This is a genomic window from Vibrio bathopelagicus, assembly GCF_014879975.1.
In the GTDB taxonomy this organism is placed as follows: Bacteria; Pseudomonadota; Gammaproteobacteria; order Enterobacterales; family Vibrionaceae; genus Vibrio; species Vibrio bathopelagicus.
Genome location: NZ_CP062500.1, coordinates 148941 through 167198, shown reverse-complemented (window position 1 = coordinate 167198; position 18258 = coordinate 148941). Strand labels below are relative to the sequence as shown.

19 protein-coding genes are annotated in these 18258 nt (G+C 45.3%); 5 read left to right on the top strand and 14 right to left on the bottom strand.

The genetic code is table 11. The features are described from left to right. Nucleotides 1-223 precede the first annotated feature (223 nt). The 5 genes from envZ to greB form a co-directional block, all read right to left on the bottom strand. Nucleotides 224-1519 (bottom strand): two-component system sensor histidine kinase EnvZ, encoded by a 1296-nt coding sequence (gene envZ / locus IHV80_RS00760; protein WP_192889749.1) that lies wholly within the window; start codon nt 1517-1519, stop codon nt 224-226. Nucleotides 1520-1686: 167 nt separating this feature from the next. Next, a complete protein-coding gene (gene ompR, locus IHV80_RS00755; RefSeq protein WP_009848007.1) occupies nt 1687-2406 on the bottom strand; it encodes an osmolarity response regulator transcription factor OmpR in 720 nt (239 codons plus the stop codon). Nucleotides 2407-2830: 424 nt separating this feature from the next. Further along, entirely contained in the window at nt 2831-3040 is a 210-nt protein-coding gene (locus IHV80_RS00750) for a hypothetical protein (protein WP_192889748.1), read from the bottom strand. A 315-nt stretch (nt 3041-3355) separates the two neighbouring features. Then, nucleotides 3356-3568: a transcription antiterminator/RNA stability regulator CspE gene (gene cspE / locus IHV80_RS00745; RefSeq protein WP_004735656.1), complete on the bottom strand. Its 213-nt coding sequence runs from the start codon at nt 3566-3568 to the stop codon at nt 3356-3358. 407 nt (nt 3569-3975) lie between these two features. Further along, nucleotides 3976-4455, bottom strand: a complete 480-nt coding sequence (gene greB / locus IHV80_RS00740; protein WP_192889747.1) for a transcription elongation factor GreB — start codon at nt 4453-4455, stop codon at nt 3976-3978. A gap of 1116 nt (nt 4456-5571) precedes the next feature. Here greB and IHV80_RS00735 point away from each other — a divergent pair. After that, nucleotides 5572-7902, top strand: a complete 2331-nt coding sequence (locus IHV80_RS00735; RefSeq protein ID WP_192889746.1) for a Tex family protein — start codon at nt 5572-5574, stop codon at nt 7900-7902. 223 nt (nt 7903-8125) lie between these two features. Here the strand turns inward: IHV80_RS00735 and IHV80_RS00730 are convergent, their stop codons facing one another. Further along, nucleotides 8126-8599, bottom strand: coding sequence for a hypothetical protein (locus IHV80_RS00730; RefSeq protein ID WP_017107878.1), 474 nt, complete (start codon nt 8597-8599; stop codon nt 8126-8128). Between the two features lie 175 nt (nt 8600-8774). Further along, on the bottom strand, nt 8775-9551 hold the full coding sequence (gene bioH, locus IHV80_RS00725; RefSeq protein ID WP_192889745.1) for a pimeloyl-ACP methyl ester esterase BioH: 777 nt from the start codon (nt 9549-9551) through the stop codon (nt 8775-8777). A gap of 93 nt (nt 9552-9644) precedes the next feature. Here bioH and IHV80_RS00720 point away from each other — a divergent pair, with 93 nt between their 5' ends. The 4 genes from IHV80_RS00720 to cysQ all read left to right on the top strand — a co-directional run bounded on the left by IHV80_RS00720 (nt 9645) and on the right by cysQ (nt 12796). Continuing rightward, entirely contained in the window at nt 9645-10358 is a 714-nt protein-coding gene (locus IHV80_RS00720) for a ComF family protein (protein WP_192889744.1), read from the top strand. Nucleotides 10359-10467: 109 nt separating this feature from the next. Next, nucleotides 10468-11052, top strand: coding sequence for a Fe-S biogenesis protein NfuA (gene nfuA / locus IHV80_RS00715; RefSeq protein ID WP_009848013.1), 585 nt, complete (start codon nt 10468-10470; stop codon nt 11050-11052). A 328-nt stretch (nt 11053-11380) separates the two neighbouring features. Further along, nucleotides 11381-11932 (top strand): ADP compounds hydrolase NudE, encoded by a 552-nt coding sequence (gene nudE, locus IHV80_RS00710; protein ID WP_192889743.1) that lies wholly within the window; start codon nt 11381-11383, stop codon nt 11930-11932. Nucleotides 11933-11968: 36 nt separating this feature from the next. Beyond that, a complete protein-coding gene (gene cysQ / locus IHV80_RS00705; RefSeq protein ID WP_192889742.1) occupies nt 11969-12796 on the top strand; it encodes a 3'(2'),5'-bisphosphate nucleotidase CysQ in 828 nt (275 codons plus the stop codon). 199 nt (nt 12797-12995) lie between these two features. Here cysQ and IHV80_RS00700 read toward each other — a convergent pair whose 3' ends face one another. From IHV80_RS00700 to gspH, 7 genes are read right to left on the bottom strand one after another with little or no spacing between them, the layout of a single operon-like run. Continuing rightward, nucleotides 12996-13775: a type II secretion system protein N gene (locus tag IHV80_RS00700; protein WP_192889741.1), complete on the bottom strand. Its 780-nt coding sequence runs from the start codon at nt 13773-13775 to the stop codon at nt 12996-12998. A 1-nt stretch (nt 13776) separates the two neighbouring features. Beyond that, complete coding sequence (locus IHV80_RS00695) at nt 13777-14265, bottom strand: type II secretion system protein M (RefSeq protein WP_192889740.1); 489 nt, start codon at nt 14263-14265, stop codon at nt 13777-13779. Nucleotides 14266-14285: 20 nt separating this feature from the next. Further along, nucleotides 14286-15515 (bottom strand): type II secretion system protein GspL, encoded by a 1230-nt coding sequence (gspL, locus tag IHV80_RS00690; protein ID WP_192889739.1) that lies wholly within the window; start codon nt 15513-15515, stop codon nt 14286-14288. Then, nucleotides 15484-16533 carry a type II secretion system minor pseudopilin GspK gene (gene gspK / locus IHV80_RS00685; RefSeq protein ID WP_192889738.1) on the bottom strand — a complete coding sequence of 350 codons (1050 nt, stop codon included), beginning with the start codon at nt 16531-16533 and terminating at the stop codon, nt 15484-15486. The genes gspL and gspK overlap by 32 nt, the downstream gene beginning before the upstream one ends. Beyond that, nucleotides 16517-17302 carry a type II secretion system minor pseudopilin GspJ gene (gspJ, locus tag IHV80_RS00680; RefSeq protein ID WP_192889737.1) on the bottom strand — a complete coding sequence of 262 codons (786 nt, stop codon included), beginning with the start codon at nt 17300-17302 and terminating at the stop codon, nt 16517-16519. The genes gspK and gspJ overlap by 17 nt, the downstream gene beginning before the upstream one ends. After that, on the bottom strand, nt 17289-17663 hold the full coding sequence (gene gspI, locus IHV80_RS00675; RefSeq protein WP_192889736.1) for a type II secretion system minor pseudopilin GspI: 375 nt from the start codon (nt 17661-17663) through the stop codon (nt 17289-17291). Before gspI ends, gspJ begins: the two co-directional genes overlap by 14 nt. Next, nucleotides 17650-18243 carry a type II secretion system minor pseudopilin GspH gene (gene gspH, locus IHV80_RS00670; RefSeq protein ID WP_102343936.1) on the bottom strand — a complete coding sequence of 198 codons (594 nt, stop codon included), beginning with the start codon at nt 18241-18243 and terminating at the stop codon, nt 17650-17652. Before gspH ends, gspI begins: the two co-directional genes overlap by 14 nt. Nucleotides 18244-18258 lie beyond the last annotated feature (15 nt).

Genomic DNA, 18258 nt, shown 5'->3' with positions numbered 1-18258 from the left:
CCGCATTCAAACGTAAAAAGGCTTCCTTGAGGAAGCCTTTTTAGTGTGCGTTACTTTCATCAAGCAAGAGCGAGATTCCCTATTCGCTAGTTCCTCACGATAGGGAATGACGATCAAAGTAAACTTTCATCATCAAAGTCCATGGTTAGCAATTCGTCATCCCCGAGAGGGAAGAATGACCGAGTCGGGGATCTCTATACAGCTCCCCAACTCCCAATAGTAATTAAGGCTTCACAGGAAAACTGATCTGCGCTTTTAAGCCACCTTCACTGCGGTTATTAACCACGACAGCACCTTGGTGCTGACTGACAATACGTTTCACAATCGCCAAGCCTAAGCCGGTACCTTCACTGCCACGAGCGGTATCACCACGCGTGAACGGTTCAAACAACTTACCTACTTGGTCTTGCGGGATCCCTGGGCCATTATCTTCAACGGTTACCCAAGCAAGCTTATTGTCGGCCGTCATCCCCGTAGAAACCTTCACCCAACCATTGCCGTAACGCAGGGCATTGACCACCAGGTTACTCACGGCACGCTTCATCGCAATCGGGTTACCTAATGCAGGTTTCATTGCTTCCGGAATGTCGGTTTCAATCTGGATCTCGTAGCCACCCTCTGAACTGGAAACTTCACGGGCAATATCATCGACAAATACCGCTTGGAATGAATCTCGATCGACTGGCTTTAGGTAATCCATAAACTGGCTGATGATCTCGTTACACTCTTCGGTATCACTGATGATCCCTTCCGCCAAGTAGCTGTCTTCTGGCGACATCATTTCAGTCGCCAAACGAATACGGGTAAGTGGCGTACGCAAGTCATGACTGATACCGGCCATCAGCAAGGCTCTATCTTCTTCGAGTTCTTGAATGCCTTTCGACATCTGATTAAAGGCTCGAGTCACCGAACGAATCTCTTGCGCACCTTGCACCGGAAGTGGTGGTGGAATGTCGCCACGCCCAACCCCTTGCGCCGCTTTCTCTAGCGCGATCAGCGGACGGTTTTGTAATCGGATAAACAACCAACCACCAGCAACAATCAACATCGCCATGATCAAGCTATTACGGAATAGAGGCGCAAAATCCTCTTCTTGCAACTCAGATAGAGGAATACGAATCAATGAATTAGGCAACTGATCGATGTCCATCCACAGCACATAACTCTCTTTGCCTAGAATCAGCCGAACTTCCGTTTCAGAGCCAAGCTCTTTGGTCATTTCCTCACTCATCAGGTCAATCGCCATCGCATGGTAATACTCACCCGACGCTTCGCTGTCTTTGGCGTGAACGGTTACCCCAAGCTGCTCAAGCACACGCTGGCGCAGTGGCGCATCGATTTCGATATCGCTGCCTTGATCCAATACTAGGTTTAACTCGTGAGCCAGAATCTTATTGAACTGCTGTAAACTTGGCATCAAGGCATAGTTGAACACGGCGTAATAAGAAAAAACTTGGCTAGCAACCAGCAAGGTTAAGAAGAGCACTATCGACTGAGTAAAGGAGCTACGTATGCGCATAGAAGACCTAAAATGAGGGATGAAGAAACAGAGACATAGTGAAACTATAACTCTAAACCATTGTGCTGAATACAAAACGGGCCATCACATATTAATGAGATGGCCCGTAAATAAAGAATTCTGATTCACAGAATCGATAAAGCTGCTTTGGCTCTTATAGAGCTAGATTAGACAGCTTTGCCATCTGGAACGAATACATAACCCAAGCCCCACACCGTTTGGATGTAGCGAGGTTTACTTGGATCTTCTTCAACAAGACGACGCAGACGTGAAATCTGAACATCGATAGAACGCTCCATCGCTGAGTATTCACGACCACGAGCCATGTTCATTAGCTTATCGCGAGACATTGGCTCACGAGCGTTAGTCACCAGTGACTTAAGCACTGCAAATTCACCAGAAGTTAAAGGCATAGGCTCTTCACCACGGAACATTTCACGCGTACCTAGGTTCAGGCGGAACTCACCAAACTCAACCACAGACTCTTCTGTGCTTGGCGCGCCCGGAGCTTCAATCACTTGGCGGCGCATTACCGCTTTGATACGAGCAAGCAGTTCACGCGGGTTAAATGGTTTTGGCAGGTAATCATCAGCCCCCACTTCCAAACCCACAATGCGATCCACTTCGTCCCCCTTTGCCGTCAGCATTAGGATAGGCAGCGAGTTGTTTGCGTTTCGTAGACGACGACAGATCGATAGACCGTCTTCGCCCGGTAACATTAAATCCAATACCATCAAGTGAAAATTTTCACGGGTTAACAGGCGGTCCATCTGCTCACTGTTTGCCACGCTACGCACTTGAAAGCCTTGCTCTGACAGATAGCGTTCTAGCAATGCACGTAAACGAGCATCGTCATCGACCACTAAAATTTTGTAGTTTTCTTGCATGTAATGGTTCCACCTATTAAAGCTTAAACCTAAGGTTAAGCATTCTTGGTACGTTATATATTGGTATAAGACATTAAAAATGTAACATTATTGGAGAAAAAGTCGCCTAAATAATTGTTAACGTATGTTGCCTTCTCTTATTGTAGCTCATAACGCTATGTATTTAAGTAAGATTGATGGCAGTTAAGTTACTAATCTACAAGAATAATAAAACAAGCTTAAGTAAACAATCAGCAAATTGCGAATACCATGGCGAGCGCTGATGAAGCGCCAATTACGGTTCTTTGTGTCGTGATTTTTATTGTTGTTCTAACAAAGGTTCAGTGGTATTGAGTGGCGTAACGCTAAAGGAAAGAGATTAGATTGGTAGAAATCTGGGGGATCGTCACTTAAGGATCTAAGCTGAGCATCAGAATGCTCTGTATTACGCTAAAATGCTAAACTCGCCTAAAACATCATCGTGCTGATCAGTAATGCTACCTGTTGATGTTGCTTCACAGTACGAAAATCTCATCTCAACTGAGCCCACATTGCCATTAACAAGCACATGGCGCTTTAAAATATCGCTATTGAGTTGATGTATAACACCGCTCCAAGAGAGATTATCTTTAAACAAATTAAATGTAATATTCATATTACTCCTACTTCTTATTAATTGTTTGATTTTGTCTATTTTGCTGAAACCAAAAAAGCTTACGTCCTACAGAGCGAGACATATTTATTCCTTATTTATTTTCGTTAGATATAACGAATCCGCAGTATTTTAAAATACTACTAATGATATGCATTAATAATTTTATTTATAAAAACGAGGTAAATAAGAAACGTAACGACAAATACAAGGAGTATGAGGGGAATGTTGAATATTTTCGCGAGGTGATATAAATATAAACTTAGGTATGGGGAAAGTGACGCAAGCAGTCATCGACCACTTGCGTCTACTTAAATCTTATAGAGCTACAACGTTTGCAGCTTGAAGACCTTTTTGGCCTTGCTCTACTTCGAAAGACACTTGTTGGCCTTCCTTAAGAGTCTTGAAACCTTCAGAAGCGATTGCACGGAAGTGAACGAATACGTCAGCACCGCCGTTGTCTTGAGTTAGGAAACCAAAACCTTTCTCTTCGTTAAACCATTTTACTACGCCGTTTGTTTTGTTAGACATGTTGTGTCCCTTATATAAAATAAAAATTAATCGCAAGAATAATGCGATGCGCTGAGAGCTTGAATTATTTAATGTATCTATGAAGCTAAGGGAAACACTGAGGACACGACAATAACGAAGGAATTCTGAGGGCTTTACTTTACAACTGGATGTTTCATTTAATAACTCTGAACAACAGAGCGACGCCATTGTTAGTCATTACCTATTCGTTGTAAAGCATTATTTTCATTTAAATAAAATAACTAAATTTTTTATTATAGCTAAAAGTCACCTATTTTCACTTGAACGCCTTTCCCCATAAGGTCTACCAAACTTTTAAAAATAATAATGAATCTCTTTGTTTTTTCAGCTCATTTTGCTTCCCAACACAAAAAATGGATAGGTGCGCACATACATAGACACTCAGCTTAAGGCCTATCGTATGAGATTGAATTTATAAACCACTCTTTATCTCCATCCGGAGTGCGAACAACGAACTCGTCATCAACTTCTTTTTTGAGCAACGCACGTGCCATTGGAGAATCAATCGAAATATAGCTTTTAGCATCACCGTAAATTTCTTCAGGACCAACAATTCGGAAGGTCTTCACATCACCCTCTTCATTCTCAATTTCTACCCAAGCCCCAAAAAAGACTTTGCCTTCCTGCTGTGGCGAGTAATCGACAATAGTGACGTCTGGCAAGAACTTACGCAAGAAGCGTACACGACGATCTATCTGGCGAAGCAGACGTTTATTGAACGTATAGTCTGCATTTTCAGAACGGTCCCCTAGGCTCGCAGCCCAAGTCACAATCTTAGTAATCTCGGGACGTTTCTCATGCCATAGATGATCATGCTCAGTTTTAAGCTTGTTGTAACCTTCTCGGGTAATTAATTTAGTCTTCAATTCAATAACCTTGAGTGTCTATAAATACGGTAAGGGCTTTAATAACGTTATGTTTATCATAGAAACAAACTGGGAGCATGATGATAGATCTTGCTTTGCGTCATATTCAAGCTTATCAGCACCTTCTAATACCAATCACAGTAAGTAAGTGATCAAAAATAGCGTAGGAAAAAAACTTGAGAACAAGGAAGAATTTTTCGATAAGTAGTTATTCTACAATCAAAAATTTTAACGAAGTTATCGAGGTTTTTAACAAACTAGGGTGACCAGTTATTTACTACGATTGGTATAATCATACATTTTATCGGACTCGTAACCACAAAGTCGCCAGCGATATGGTTAGTGATTCGATTACACACCGTTCGACATCAATGATTCAAAGTTATTTAGCTAAAGCACACAATATGCACTGTGCAACATTCGCTTGAGCCATATAAGAAGATATACCGAAGATGAGTTACATATTTGGCATTGAAAATGAGTGTACAAGAGAAGGGCATATAACGCAGATAAAAGAAAACCCCGCAAGGCTTTCGCCTAGCGGGGTTAAGTCTCTATCGCAGCAATCCGGCTACTGTTTATCTCTTCGAGATAAGGTGCTCCCTGCATCTTTCCTTGATAGTGGCTAAATCCTTTAACCAATTTCCTTTTTGTTCATCGCCATCCTAGCGGTGTCCATTCTAGCCTGTCATCCTGACTGGCGAATCTCATCCAGAGATTATAACTTCCTTGCTGACCACTCATCCTAAGTAATCAAATCTTCATCCTGAAGATACCTAATCCATTAGGCTTTTTCCTGTTCCTGCCAACTCCCTGTCGACAAGTTAAATATTACGGTATTTGGGCGAGTTTCCTAGATAGTCCCAAAAAACATTTCAGGTAAGAAATACGCCCACAAACACACAACCAAATAAAATCAGCAACTTAGGTTGATTTCAAGATGATTTCATCGGTTTAAAGTGACTTAGTCGCACACCACGTGTGAGAGATCTCGCACAAAGTGGGTATCACAAACGGAAATTAGACTTCTGACAGGATAATTACACAGCCAAAGCTAGAAAAAGCGTACGCTCACCCCCATGTATTTGTCATGATATTAAATAAGAGATTCATCGGATGAGCCAAGCTATCTGTCGACTGATTGCTGAAGAACTGAATGTTCGTTCAGAGCAAGTCACCGCCGCAGTAAACCTAATTGACGACGGTAACACCGTTCCCTTTATTGCCCGCTACCGTAAAGAAGTCACGGGTGGCTTAGACGATACCCAACTACGTAACCTTGATAGTCGCCTTTCATACCTTCGCGAGCTCGACGATCGTCGCCAAACGATTCTTAAGTCGATTCAAGACCAAGGCAAGCTCACGCCAGAACTCGAGCGTGACATCACTCAAGCCGACAGCAAGACACGCCTAGAAGATTTATACCTGCCATACAAACCAAAGCGTCGTACCAAAGGTCAGATCGCAATCGAAGCAGGCTTAGAGCCACTTGCCGATACGCTATGGAATGAACCACAGCACGATCCTGAAACCGAAGCCGCTAACTTCATCAGCAGCGATAAAGGCATTGCTGATACTAAAGCAGCACTCGATGGTGCACGTGCGATCGTGATGGAGCGTATTGCAGAAGACGCAAACCTACTTGAAAAGATTCGACAACACCTAACACGTAACTCTGAACTCGTTTCACGAGTCGTAGCAGGCAAAGAGCAAGCCGGCGAGAAGTTCAAAGACTATTTCGAACACAACGAAACACTAAACAAAGTGCCTTCTCACCGAGCACTTGCCATGTTGCGTGGCCGTAATGAAGGCTTCCTAACGTTGGCGATGAATGCTGATCCAGAACAAGAAGAAGGTGTCCGTGGTTCATACTGTGAAAACATCATCTCTGATCACTATGGTATTACCCTGAGCAGCGCACCTGCAGATGCATGGCGTAAGCAAGTGATTAGCTGGGCATGGCGCATTAAGGTTTCTATGCACATGGAAACCGAGCTAATGGGTGCTATGAAAGAACGCGGTGAGATCGAAGCGATTGAAGTATTCGCAACTAACCTTAAAGACCTGTTGATGGCGGCTCCTGCTGGTCCTCGTGCAACCTTGGGTTTGGATCCGGGTTTACGTACTGGTTCGAAAATCGCTGTGGTGGATTCTACGGGTAAGGTTCTGGCAACAGAGACCATTTACCCTCACCCGCCTCAAAAGCAATACGACAAATCTGCGCACGTTGTTGAGCAGATGGTTCGCCAGTTCAATGTTGATTTAATTGCAATCGGTAATGGTACCGCTTCGCGCGAAACAGACAGCTTTGTTGCTGATGTGATTAAGCGTGGCAACCTTACAGCACAGAAAATCATTGTTAGCGAAGCTGGCGCATCGGTTTATTCTGCTTCTGAATTAGCAGCGAAAGAATTCCCGAACATGGATGTCTCAATTCGTGGCGCGGTGTCTATTGCGCGTCGTCTACAAGATCCACTGGCAGAACTAGTGAAAATTGACCCTAAATCGATCGGTGTGGGCCAATACCAACACGACGTTAGCCAAACTATGCTCGCTAAGCGCCTAGATGCGATTGTCGAAGACTGTGTAAACGCAGTTGGTGTTGATGTGAATACCGCTTCTGCCGCGCTTCTGACTCGTGTCGCTGGTCTTTCTAGCACCATCGCTCAAAACATCGTGGACTTCCGTGATGAAAACGGTCGCTTTGAAGCGCGTACTACCTTGAAGAAAGTCGCTCGTTTAGGGCCAAAAGCCTTTGAACAGTGTGCTGGCTTCCTACGTATCATGGATGGTAAGAACCCTCTAGACGCATCATCAGTTCACCCAGAAGCTTACCCATTGGTGAAAACCATCGCCGAGAAAAACCAGAAAGACATCAAGTCTCTGGTCGGTAACACAGACTTCTTACGTGGTTTACATGCGGTTGATTACACTAATGAGAATTTTGGTGTACCGACAGTAACCGACATCATCAAAGAGCTGGATAAACCGGGTCGAGATCCTCGTCCTGAGTTCAAGACGGCAACGTTCGCCGATGGCGTAAATAGCATGTCTGACTTAGAACCCGGCATGATCTTAGAAGGTGTGGTTTCCAACGTAGCTAACTTTGGTGCGTTCGTTGATATTGGTGTTCACCAAGATGGCTTGGTGCACATTTCAGCGCTGACCGATCGCTTTGTTGCTGACCCGCGTGAAGTGGTGAAAGCCGGTGATATCGTGAAAGTGAAGGTGATGGAAGTGGATGTTCAGCGTAAACGTATTGCACTAAGCATGCGTATGAAAGATGAACCTGGACAAGATAACCGAGCGCAACGTTCAAGTACGCCTCGTACGCAAAGCCGACCGAATCAAAACTCACAAGGCGGACAACGCCGTCGTGAGGAGCCACAACAAAACGCTGCGATGGGCGGTGCTTTCGCTGCTGCCTTTGCTAAAGCGAAGAAATAACGATTTCTAACATTGGTAAAGAAGCAACGATTAAAGCATCAGTTTAATCTTCACCAGAACTGACGCGCCTAAAACAGAAAACCTGCATCCCTTAGGGTATGCAGGTTTTTTTATTATGTGTTCAAAAGAGACATCGAAACTTAGCTGTATTATGCGTATTTTACACTCAAAATAATTGGAGTTGCAGTTAACAACGCTGCAGCTTCAAGTATGAAGAGTATAATTACAACACAATCAGCATTTCTGATGGAGCATGAGGCGCAACAGCATGACCATAGTGGTATTTTATGACCTTACGTCGTTTCTCCATCTGTCCTTCCTGGATCGCCGCATCTAAAACATGCTTTGGCAGGCGGAAACGCATGGTATAGCCTTTTCCTTGGTCGGCACTGTATGTCTTCAGTGCCAACAAGCTGAATAGCCTATCAAAAGGATCTTGAGGCTCTTCATGGCTAATCGAATTGGCTTCTGACTCATTATCCATTTCATAACCAGGATGGTCTGAAGGATCCCAAGCCGACTGCTGCCTTCGTTTATCGTCCGGTTTTACCTTTCGTTCTGCATTGGTTTTCGCCAATGCTACTGCGGGAGCTACAGGCTCTCGAACTCTATTATCACGCGCAACTTGCTCTGTTTGCACATTAACGGATGGGGCGATCAGTGGCACACTTACTGCAGTTGCAGGTGACACAATCATCGCGAACTCTCCTCAAGAATCGCCCATCGCTATTGCCATAACACTGCTGTGCTGAGTTACACAACAGGCATAGCCCAAAACTTACCGCAATCAGCTCAGGAGAGAGTGAGGTCTGAGTATCATGCAACGCCTTGGTTAGATTATATATCGACCAAGCTGGCTATAAATTTAGCGATTATTTTTGTGCGAAGCTAATCAACTCACTGCAGAAGGCATCCGCTTCGGTCATAAATGGCGCATGCGAAGACTGAGTAAAGATATATTGCTCGGTATGAGGCAGTGCAGCACCCAAATCTTTAGCTACCTTGATTGGCACTAGCCCGTCTAATCGGCCATACAAGCGCAGCATCGGTACTGAAATCTCAGGCAATTGTTCACGTAGGTCAACATCAGACAGCATCTTTAAGCCAGCCAATAAAGAATCAGGGTTCGGTAACGGGCGTGAAAGCACCGCTTGCTTGAGTTGTTTGACATCTTGCCTTGCAGAAGGACTGCCCATGGCTTGCAGCGCCATAAAGCGTTCGATGGTGGTTTGAAAGTCTTCAACCAGTTGCTCGGTGAATGCGGTTAATACGTTTGTCTGAATGCCTCGCCATAATACGGGTTCTTTTGCCGCTGCGAATTTAGGTGAGCTAGCGACAGTCACCAATTTGCTCACGTAGTCTGAGTGATGCAGAGCCATGTGTGTTGCGACCAAGCCACCCAGTGACCAACCAACCCAGATCGCCTGCTTAGGTGCGTCAGCGATAAGTTGCTTGGCAATCTCTTCGAGATCTTGAGCGTGGCAATGTGCGCTGTGCCCATACCCCGGTAAATCCACCACATGTACTCGAAAATCAGCTTCTAGCGTATTCACGGTTTGTTGCCATACCGCACCGTTCATTCCCCAGCCGTGGACCAGTACCAAATCGGGTCCTTGCCCTGAAACATGCCAATACAACGCGTCACTCATTCTCAATATTCCCTACTTATTTCATCCACCATCAAGGGTACGTTTCAGTATGGTGAGTAAAAAGAACACCATAACCCAAAAGCACTGCGAGCTATGTTATCTGATTGGCTACAAAAACACACACCACGGCTGGTCACACCTCAATGTCACCTGTGTAAATTGGACAAATCCCCTCATGATGATCACCCGCGATGGTGTAATGATTGTCTTAATCTCTTCGAGCCAGTGCCGCGCTGCCAGCGGTGTGGCTTAAAAACCCTCACTACCGTCGAGCAATGTGGTCAGTGTTTATCTAAACCTCCACCATGGCATCGTCTCTATTGTGTGGGCGATTACACCTTCCCAATCGCGCGCTATATCCAGCAGATGAAATATTCCGATAAGTTTTGGTTTACTCGCGATCTGTCGAAGTTGTTAGCCTCACGCATTGACCATCCAGCCCCGCTGATTACCAGTGTCCCTTTACATTGGACTCGATACATTCAACGCAGCTTTAACCAAAGCCAATTATTGGCAAACTACACCGCTCAAGAGTTAGGGGTGAAAAGTGACGTATTGTTTCGGCGAACTCGCGCCACGCTTTCTCAACAAGGGTTAACCAAGTCTATAAGGCTGAGTAACCTAAATGGTGCTTTCACGCTTGTCCCTCGCGACTTTGAAGCGACTGATTATCCTCACATTGCGATAATTGATGATGTTGTAACCACAGGAAGTACAGTGTATCAATTATGCCAATTACTACTTGAAGTGGGCGTGAAAAGGATTGATATTTACTGTATCTGCCGCACTCCTGAGCCCTCTGGATAAATAGTGAGAATCGCTACTTGTACAGCAATCCAACAAAAAAGGGCTGAATTACAAATCTGACAGGAGTAGAATGGCGCTAATAACCTACAAATCTACTCGGGTATTCGTCGTGTCAAATATTACTATTACAGAAACCGCTCAAACTCATTTTGCCAATCTGCTGTCACAGCAGCCTGAAGGTACAAACATTCGTGTGTTCGTGGTAAACCCAGGTACGCAAAACGCTGAGTGTGGTGTTTCTTACTGCCCAACAGATGCTATCGAAGCGTCTGACACAAAGCTTTCTTTTGAAGCTTTCTCTGCGTATGTAGATGAGCTAAGCCTACCATTCCTAGACGAAGCCGAAATTGACTTCGTTACAGACAAAATGGGCTCTCAACTTACACTTAAAGCACCAAACGCGAAGATGCGTAAAGTATCAGACGACGCAACTCTGATAGAGCGTGTTGAGTATGCAATCCAAACACAAGTGAACCCACAACTTGCTGGCCACGGCGGTCACGTTAGCCTAGTAGAGATCACTGAAGAAGGTGCTGCTATCGTTGCATTCGGCGGCGGTTGTAACGGTTGTTCTATGGTTGATGTAACACTTAAAGAAGGCATCGAGAAAGAACTTCTTCAACAATTCGAAGGTGAATTGACTGCCGTTCGTGATGCAACTGAGCACGATCGCGGTGAGCACTCTTACTACTAAGCACTTTACAACTAAGTGCTCCTACGACTTAGCACTCATGCAGTCTAAGGCAGTGGAAAGTTAAAGATTCAATGAAAAGGTTGATGCTCAAGCATCAACCTTTTTTGTGTTTAAAACAGCAGAGCGCTTCCGAACCGTCTGTTTTTCGTTCAATGCCAATAATGATGGGCGCGTTACCATTTGGAGTAAGGTATTCAAGTGATCGCAATCGGTTCCTGATTCAATAATTTCAGGATATGAAAACTAGGATCTAGGAACTCAACTCTATTTCCCCTATATTAGAATGACTTTATAAGAAAGAATTCCAATGAGCTAAGGAGCGAGCGCAATGACAAAAAGGACCAAGCCAGAAATTTTGGCTCAACAAACTGTCGCTCAATCAAAACTATTCTCTATCGAGTCTCTCGATTTACGCTTTTCAAACGGTAAAGAGCGCACTTACGAACGTATGAAGCCCAGCGGCCGCAACGCAGTAATGATGGTTCCGATTACTGAACAAGGCGATATTCTGTTAGTGCGTGAATACGCAGCAGGCACAGAGCGCTATGAACTCGGCTTCCCAAAAGGGTTAATTGATCCAGGTGAGCAGCCTAATCAAGCCGCCGTTCGTGAACTAAAAGAAGAGATTGGCTTTGGCGCTAATAAACTCACGCCTTTAAAAGAAGTAATTCTCGCACCCTCTTATTTCTCTAGCAAAATGACGCTGTTTATCGCAGAAGAACTCTACCCAGAGAAGCTAGAAGGTGATGAGCCAGAGCCACTAGATATTGTCCGCTGGCCACTTGCTCAAGCCGAAGAACTGTTAACGCATCTCGACTTTTGTGAGGCTCGTAGTATTACAGCCCTACTATTAGCCCTTCGTGTATTAAACAATAATTAGAACATTCAGGCTCGCTCGAAGAGTAAGAGAATATTTATGCCAATAACAAAAGATTTGTCTCACCTCCTACCCTCTATCATTGAGATTGCTCGCTCTGCAGGCCAACTCATCTTAGAGATTTACGAGAAAAAGGATTACGAAGAGTTCATCAAGAGTGATGACACTCCGGTGACCAGTGCCGATCTTGCAGCACATAAGCTGATATTAAAAAAACTCAGTGAATTGACGCCTGATATTCCCGTATTATCCGAAGAAGACGCCGACATCAGCCTAGAGCAACGCTCTCAATGGGATCGCTACTGGTTGGTTGACCCACTAGATGGCACGCAGGAGTTCATCGCAAGAAGTGGCGACTTTGCAACAATCATCGCCTTAATTGAGCACAACAAACCAGTAATGGGTGTCGTGTACGCGCCTGTTTCAGGTGTGAGCTATTACGCTTACAGTGGTAAAGGCGCTTGGAAGATCCCGGACCTTAATGACAGTGTGAAGATTAAAACACACCGCCATGAACTGCCAAACCAATCGATCGCGATGGCGATCAGTCGTCGACAAGACATCAATCGCATCACTAACCGTATGAGTTCTGCTTGGAATTACGACTTAGTTCCTCTAGGTTCAGCAGCGCTTAAGGCATGTTTAGTCGCAGAAGGTGCTGTCGATTGTTATCTACGTATTGGACCAACCGGAGAGTGGGATACAGCGGCAACCCAGTGCATTGTTGAAGAAGCGGGAGGCCGAATCCTGAGCACTCAATTAGAGCCGCTCTCTTACAATGAAAGGGATACTCTAGAGAATCCAAACTTCATTGTTCTTGGCGATGCTGACTTACCTTGGGCAGAAATCTTACAAGGTAAAGACTAAACTCCACGGCTTTGGTTGCGATCATGCAGTTAAGCAGTTAAGCAGTTAAGCAGTTAAGCAGTTAAGCAGTTAAGCAGTTAAGCAGTTAAGCAGTTAAGCAGTTAAGCATTCAAACAAAATGGGCACCTCATTGAGGTGCCCATTTTTATATCTCGTGACTTAATAACCAGCGGATGCGAGTTCAGAAGTAGATACCGGGTTAAAAACGACCTTGGTAGGTAAACTGGTACTTACCCTGGCTGTCAGGATTGCCCAACCACTTAAGTTGGCTCTGCATCGCTGGTGGGAATTCAGCACCTGGCTTAAACCATGCCGCCGAGGTGTAGCTTTGATTCGGCGTTACACTCGCTGAGAACTCACTGTCCACTTGCTCGCTCTTTTGGGTGCCTTTGGCGGCAATGGTGTTGTCTTCACAGGTAATATCCGCAATCACAGGACCGAGGTCTAACGAACCCACTGGTGAGTCGACTGCGGCACCAGACCAAGCAAGCGTACCTTCGCCCGATTGGCACCAAGGCTGAGCATGAACCGCATGTTTGATCGTCAATTCAACTTGTCCTGCAATAGAAACGGGTACTGGAATAACTGGCGCATATTTCATCACGTTTCTTGCTGGCATGGATGCCACTAAGTTTTCCGCGTAAGCACCGCTCATGCTATACCCAACACGACCTTTACCGGATAAGTTCATATCGCTGTTACGGCCAAAGCGAACTGCAAGTTCTGCTTTGGCTTGGAATAGTTTAGAGAACTGGAAGTCCCACTGCACTGAGCCGTAATTGACACGCTGCCAAGCAATATTGTTAGCGCGACCTTGCCAAACAGTGCCCTCAACGCCTTCGATGCTTAAACCACGCACAACGGGCGCATGCTTGAGAGCAAAAGCAGCGGGCAAGTGTAGCAACAAGCTTACCGAGAAAAAAACGATAAAAATGACGCTGAATAACAGACCATATTTGAAAGATAAACCGCGTTTCACATTAACCTCGTTTAAACTGTAGTCGGTTGATCTCAATAACCCCGGGGCTATCAGAGCGATCAATATCCATAAACTCAACCTCAACACCCTGCTTTTCTTTCAGGTATGTCAGCCAGTCAACGAACTTATTAAATGGCACAGGCTTAATCCACACTTGCAGCATCTCACCACGTGGTTGTACGCGTATCAGCTCGATGTTAAAACGGCGCATAGAAGCTGGCACAGATTGGTTTAAAGGCTGACTGGCACTGATGCCACCGCTGCCTCGTAGTTCAACTACTTGATTGGCTTTGTCCGTTACCCAAGCCAGAAGTTGCTTCTCACTTTGAATGCGGCTTTGTGCAAGTTCAGCTCGCTGACTGAGTGGCTGCAATAACCCCCAATAAACGATACCCAACACAAATAAAACTGAGCAACCAACGACTAATCGTTGCTCTCTTTGACTTATTGAAGTCCACCACGCTTGGAGTGGTTCAATCATATTTCTCATCACTGATCTCCTTACGCAGGTTATTGATGGGGTTTAAGAGTAAAACTGCCAAATACGGCATCGCCATTGCGGTTCAATGGTCCTTGCTCAACGACAAACTTCTCTTCGAGTTTCACCCTTGCGGTCTCAAAGTGTTGGAAGTCAGAACTTTTAGCCTGTAGTCGAACCTCAGAGCGGTTGCCATCATAACGAATACTTTCCACCTCGATCGACTTCACTTGCCCTAAGGTTTCTGGCAACAATGCTAGCCAACCGAGTAAGGAGTCACCATCGCCTGAGCCACCGTATTTCTTAGCTTCATCATTCATCTGACGCTTAAGGTAGCTTACTGTCGGAATTCGTTGTTTACCTGGCAGCACAGCTCTAAAAATACGTTCACTCTCGGCTCTGTAAGCTTCAGCTTGCGCTTCATACTGCTGAACCTTCAACACTTGTTGAGTCACAATCACGGCCACCAGCAAACAAGCAGCAATCGCCACTTTCTGCCAAACACGCCAATATTTACTGAATGAAGATTTGGTTTTAAAGGTGCCAGTCAGTAAATTTACGCTGCTTATGATCGCTTGCTGACTCAATAAAGACATCACCAATTCAGCAGGCTTAGCCTGCCACTCGAGACCACTTTGCTGCTGAACGTCGTCGCTCGGCATCGCGGTGTAGCTGAAAATTGTCGTCGCTTGATCTTCCTCACTAGCGACAACCCAGTCACTTTGCAGGAACATCGGTAACCATGCTTCGCTGATCGATACCGCTTGATAGTTACCTTGGCGCAATAGCCAATGTTGCTCTATCTGCAACGCACTGATGCCTTGTTCTTCGAAAGGTACGGCTAGTGTATCTGGTAGCACCTTACGGAAGGTAATATTGGCTTCGCGAAACAGCTCTAAAGCGTGTTTTAGCCATTCACGATCCACACCACACACGGTAGCGTGACTCGCGTCTTTATCCAAAATAGTCAGATGTAAGTCTTCGATATCTTGTGCCACTTCGTCTTCTAACAAAAACGGCAGCATAGAGTCGAACTGGCGAGCAGCACCTTTCGGGATCTCAACACGCTTAATTAAGCATTCATTTCCCGGCAATAAAGCGATACAGCTGCGCTTTTCAGCGTAAGGCGTTAACTCGTCAAGCTGTTCCCAGCTAGACAGTTCACCACTTGCTATCACTTCTTGTTGGCTTGTCGACCAAACTAACCACTGCACAGGGCTTTGTGGTTCGCTACTCAGTCGAACGGTCAGAAACTCGCTCACTGATTCCTCCAAAACGACGGCGTACTACCGTCACTGTTTCTCGATTACTACTATAGAAAAGCGTCCGTATACGTACACGTGACTGCTCAACTAATACCTCTGCATCTAGCTCAAAATAGGCACTATCTACAGTTAAATATGCTTTCGCTTTTTTGCTGACTTCGGCACTCACGCCAACAATGGCAGGTTCAGCCATAAATGCGTCGACCGTATCCCAGCCATCAAACGGGCGCTTGTCTATCAGCTGTTTTGCATCCGATTCACTTAAGCCTGGTGCAAACATCGCTTCCAATAAAGGTGCTTGTTTTTCCGTGAGTGTATTCACATTCAATCGGAAATCATCGGTGGGTAAAGCACAAACAAATGGACGAACCTTATTCATCACCTCACCAGTGACCTGATAAACCGCTCGTAACTCGGATTCATCCGCCATTAAGCCATTCGCCGCCAGATAAGATGGCTTCATCGCTTCATAAGTGCTGTCTTCTACGCCAGACGAAGAGGTAGTGCGGGTATCACTATCAACAAACTCCCAGCTGGAATTTGCGATAACCTCAGCCTGATAAGGCTCAACATCTTGGTTTTCCAATAAGGTTTGCCAAACCGTGACTAAATAAGGTGTCTGGTTACTTGAAGTGGTCGTCACCCCAGCCAATGCATTGAGATTAAAACACGCCTGAGCGTCGACGATTCGACCTGAGACTTGTCCATAATCCAATGGGTATACCTGCTCTTCTAACGCCCATGGTTGGCTTAGGTTCACAGTATCACTGTCTTTGTAGCTTTGCCTTATGCCGTCTTGCACAAGCGCTTCCACACCAATGCTATACCAGTAGGACTGTTGGTAATTCAATTGATTACCAACACGCTTGAATTGAGTAAACAAACGCTCAGACATGCTGCCAGCAATGGTGGCCATGATCGCCAATAGCATCAAAATAATGATCAGCGCGACACCACGCTGTTTGTGCCCGAAAGTTGACCTTGTCGCTATACGCTTGTTAGTTCGACGAATCATTATTCCCCTCACTACTGCCTGAAGAGTCATTGCTTGAAGCATCATCGGCCTGATCTAGGGTGCCACCAGGAGTGAGATAAACTCGCTCTATCTCACCATAGTCTTTCAAGGTTAGCTTTAACCTTACCGCCTTCGGCAGGGACTTATCGGTTTGCCACTCTTTTCCCCAGCGACTCCCGTCATAAAATTCGATTTCAAAACCTTCTACATCATCAAGCAAAGGAGTAATCACACCTTCTTGGCCTGCAGGTGTATCGGGGTAACGCCACCATACACGCTCAAGCGTTTCTTCTTTGATTCGGTAGCCAACCTTCGTCACCTCACCGCGAGGAAACTGCTGTTGTGGGTTATGCCACCCCAAACGAGTAAACATGATGCCAACACTGTCGGAATCCAGTAAATACTCTTTCATTAAGATCAGCTTAGATGATGCTTCTTCACCATTGGTACGAAATTTTCGCACCGCCATCTGGCGAAAATCATTATCTAAAATGACTAAACTGCGTTGCAGTTGATTCAAACGGGCACTGCGCTCGATTGAGAGCTCGTTGCTTCGCTGTACCTGATTAACCACCTGATAAGCCGCCATACTTAACGTGGCAAAGATAGCAATCGAGACCAAGACTTCAATTAAGGTAAAGCCTCCCCCTTTTGAAGATAGACCTTGTTTACGTGGTGTACGCTTATCTGCCAACATGCTCTTAGTTAGCGAGCTGTTCTTAATTAACCGCATACTCTTAGTTAACCACACGCTCTTAGTTGACCACATAACTACGCACCGTAACGACTGGAGACGCTTTCTTACTGGTTGCCGCACTCACATCAAACGCCTTTAATAGATTATCGCTGGTATCGATGGGAGTCACCTTCCAGAACCACTCTCTTCCCGCTAACTCTTGCGTGCCCTGCGCTTTTTTAAGCTTCTCAGGATGCAGCATCACTAAGGCCATTTGATTATCAACGACCATCGCCGCGAAGGTTTTTTCTTCTAGATAGCTGAGTGTATTAATGTGCTGGGTGACAGCACGAATCACACTGATCGCCGCCGTAGCGAAGATAGCAAGCGCAACCAACACCTCAAGCAGCGTCATACCACGAGAACGATAAGAAGAACGTTTATTCCTCTTCATCTTCTTCTCCCGGCTCTAGCAGTCGAATCACACCATTATCTAACACTCGAATACGCCAGCCATCTTGCACGGTATCACCGGTATTTGGGTAGAAAGAAAGCGTAAAAGGTGTCGTTTCAGCACTCGACAAGATGTAGATCTGTGGTGGCTTTGGCTTCTTTTCCTCTTCAAGATCCGCAAACATATCTTCATCAAATAAGCTTCCCGGATTAAAGAGGCGATCGTCGTCTTCCCACGCACCACCACCGAGTGTCAGTGTCAGTGCGAGGTCTTCTGGTAATTCAGTTGAAGAAGGGATCTTTTCGAATTCAGTTTCTTGCCAACCATCAGACTTCAAAGTCATCAGAACGTAGGTCGATTTCTTTTCATCAACACGAACACCAAAATCCAAGCCACTCAAAATAGCCTCTTCATTGAGTAGCTGAATTCGCTGATAAAAGCTTTGAGCGTATTTTTTGGCAACATCTTTGCTATTGGTAGGAATGGTCGAAATCACCGCGACCGCCGTTACTGACAGTAGTACCAACACCAAGAGAATTTCAATCAAGGTGAAACCTGGCTGTGTTTGCTTAGTTTTCACCTTTAGACTCCATCT

Coding starts and splice junctions, on each gene's coding strand:
- envZ (WP_192889749.1), bottom strand. CDS start 1,519: ATGCGCATACGTAGCTCCTTTACTCAGTCGATAGTGCTCTTCTTAACC.
- ompR (WP_009848007.1), bottom strand. CDS start 2,406: ATGCAAGAAAACTACAAAATTTTAGTGGTCGATGACGATGCTCGTTTA.
- IHV80_RS00750 (WP_192889748.1), bottom strand. CDS start 3,040: ATGAATATTACATTTAATTTGTTTAAAGATAATCTCTCTTGGAGCGGT.
- cspE (WP_004735656.1), bottom strand. CDS start 3,568: ATGTCTAACAAAACAAACGGCGTAGTAAAATGGTTTAACGAAGAGAAA.
- IHV80_RS00735 (WP_192889746.1), top strand. CDS start 5,572: ATGAGCCAAGCTATCTGTCGACTGATTGCTGAAGAACTGAATGTTCGT.
- IHV80_RS00730 (WP_017107878.1), bottom strand. CDS start 8,599: ATGATTGTGTCACCTGCAACTGCAGTAAGTGTGCCACTGATCGCCCCA.
- bioH (WP_192889745.1), bottom strand. CDS start 9,551: ATGAGTGACGCGTTGTATTGGCATGTTTCAGGGCAAGGACCCGATTTG.
- IHV80_RS00720 (WP_192889744.1), top strand. CDS start 9,645: ATGTTATCTGATTGGCTACAAAAACACACACCACGGCTGGTCACACCT.
- nudE (WP_192889743.1), top strand. CDS start 11,381: ATGACAAAAAGGACCAAGCCAGAAATTTTGGCTCAACAAACTGTCGCT.
- cysQ (WP_192889742.1), top strand. CDS start 11,969: ATGCCAATAACAAAAGATTTGTCTCACCTCCTACCCTCTATCATTGAG.
- IHV80_RS00695 (WP_192889740.1), bottom strand. CDS start 14,265: ATGAGAAATATGATTGAACCACTCCAAGCGTGGTGGACTTCAATAAGT.
- gspK (WP_192889738.1), bottom strand. CDS start 16,533: ATGATTCGTCGAACTAACAAGCGTATAGCGACAAGGTCAACTTTCGGG.
- gspJ (WP_192889737.1), bottom strand. CDS start 17,302: ATGTGGTCAACTAAGAGCGTGTGGTTAACTAAGAGTATGCGGTTAATT.
- gspI (WP_192889736.1), bottom strand. CDS start 17,663: ATGAAGAGGAATAAACGTTCTTCTTATCGTTCTCGTGGTATGACGCTG.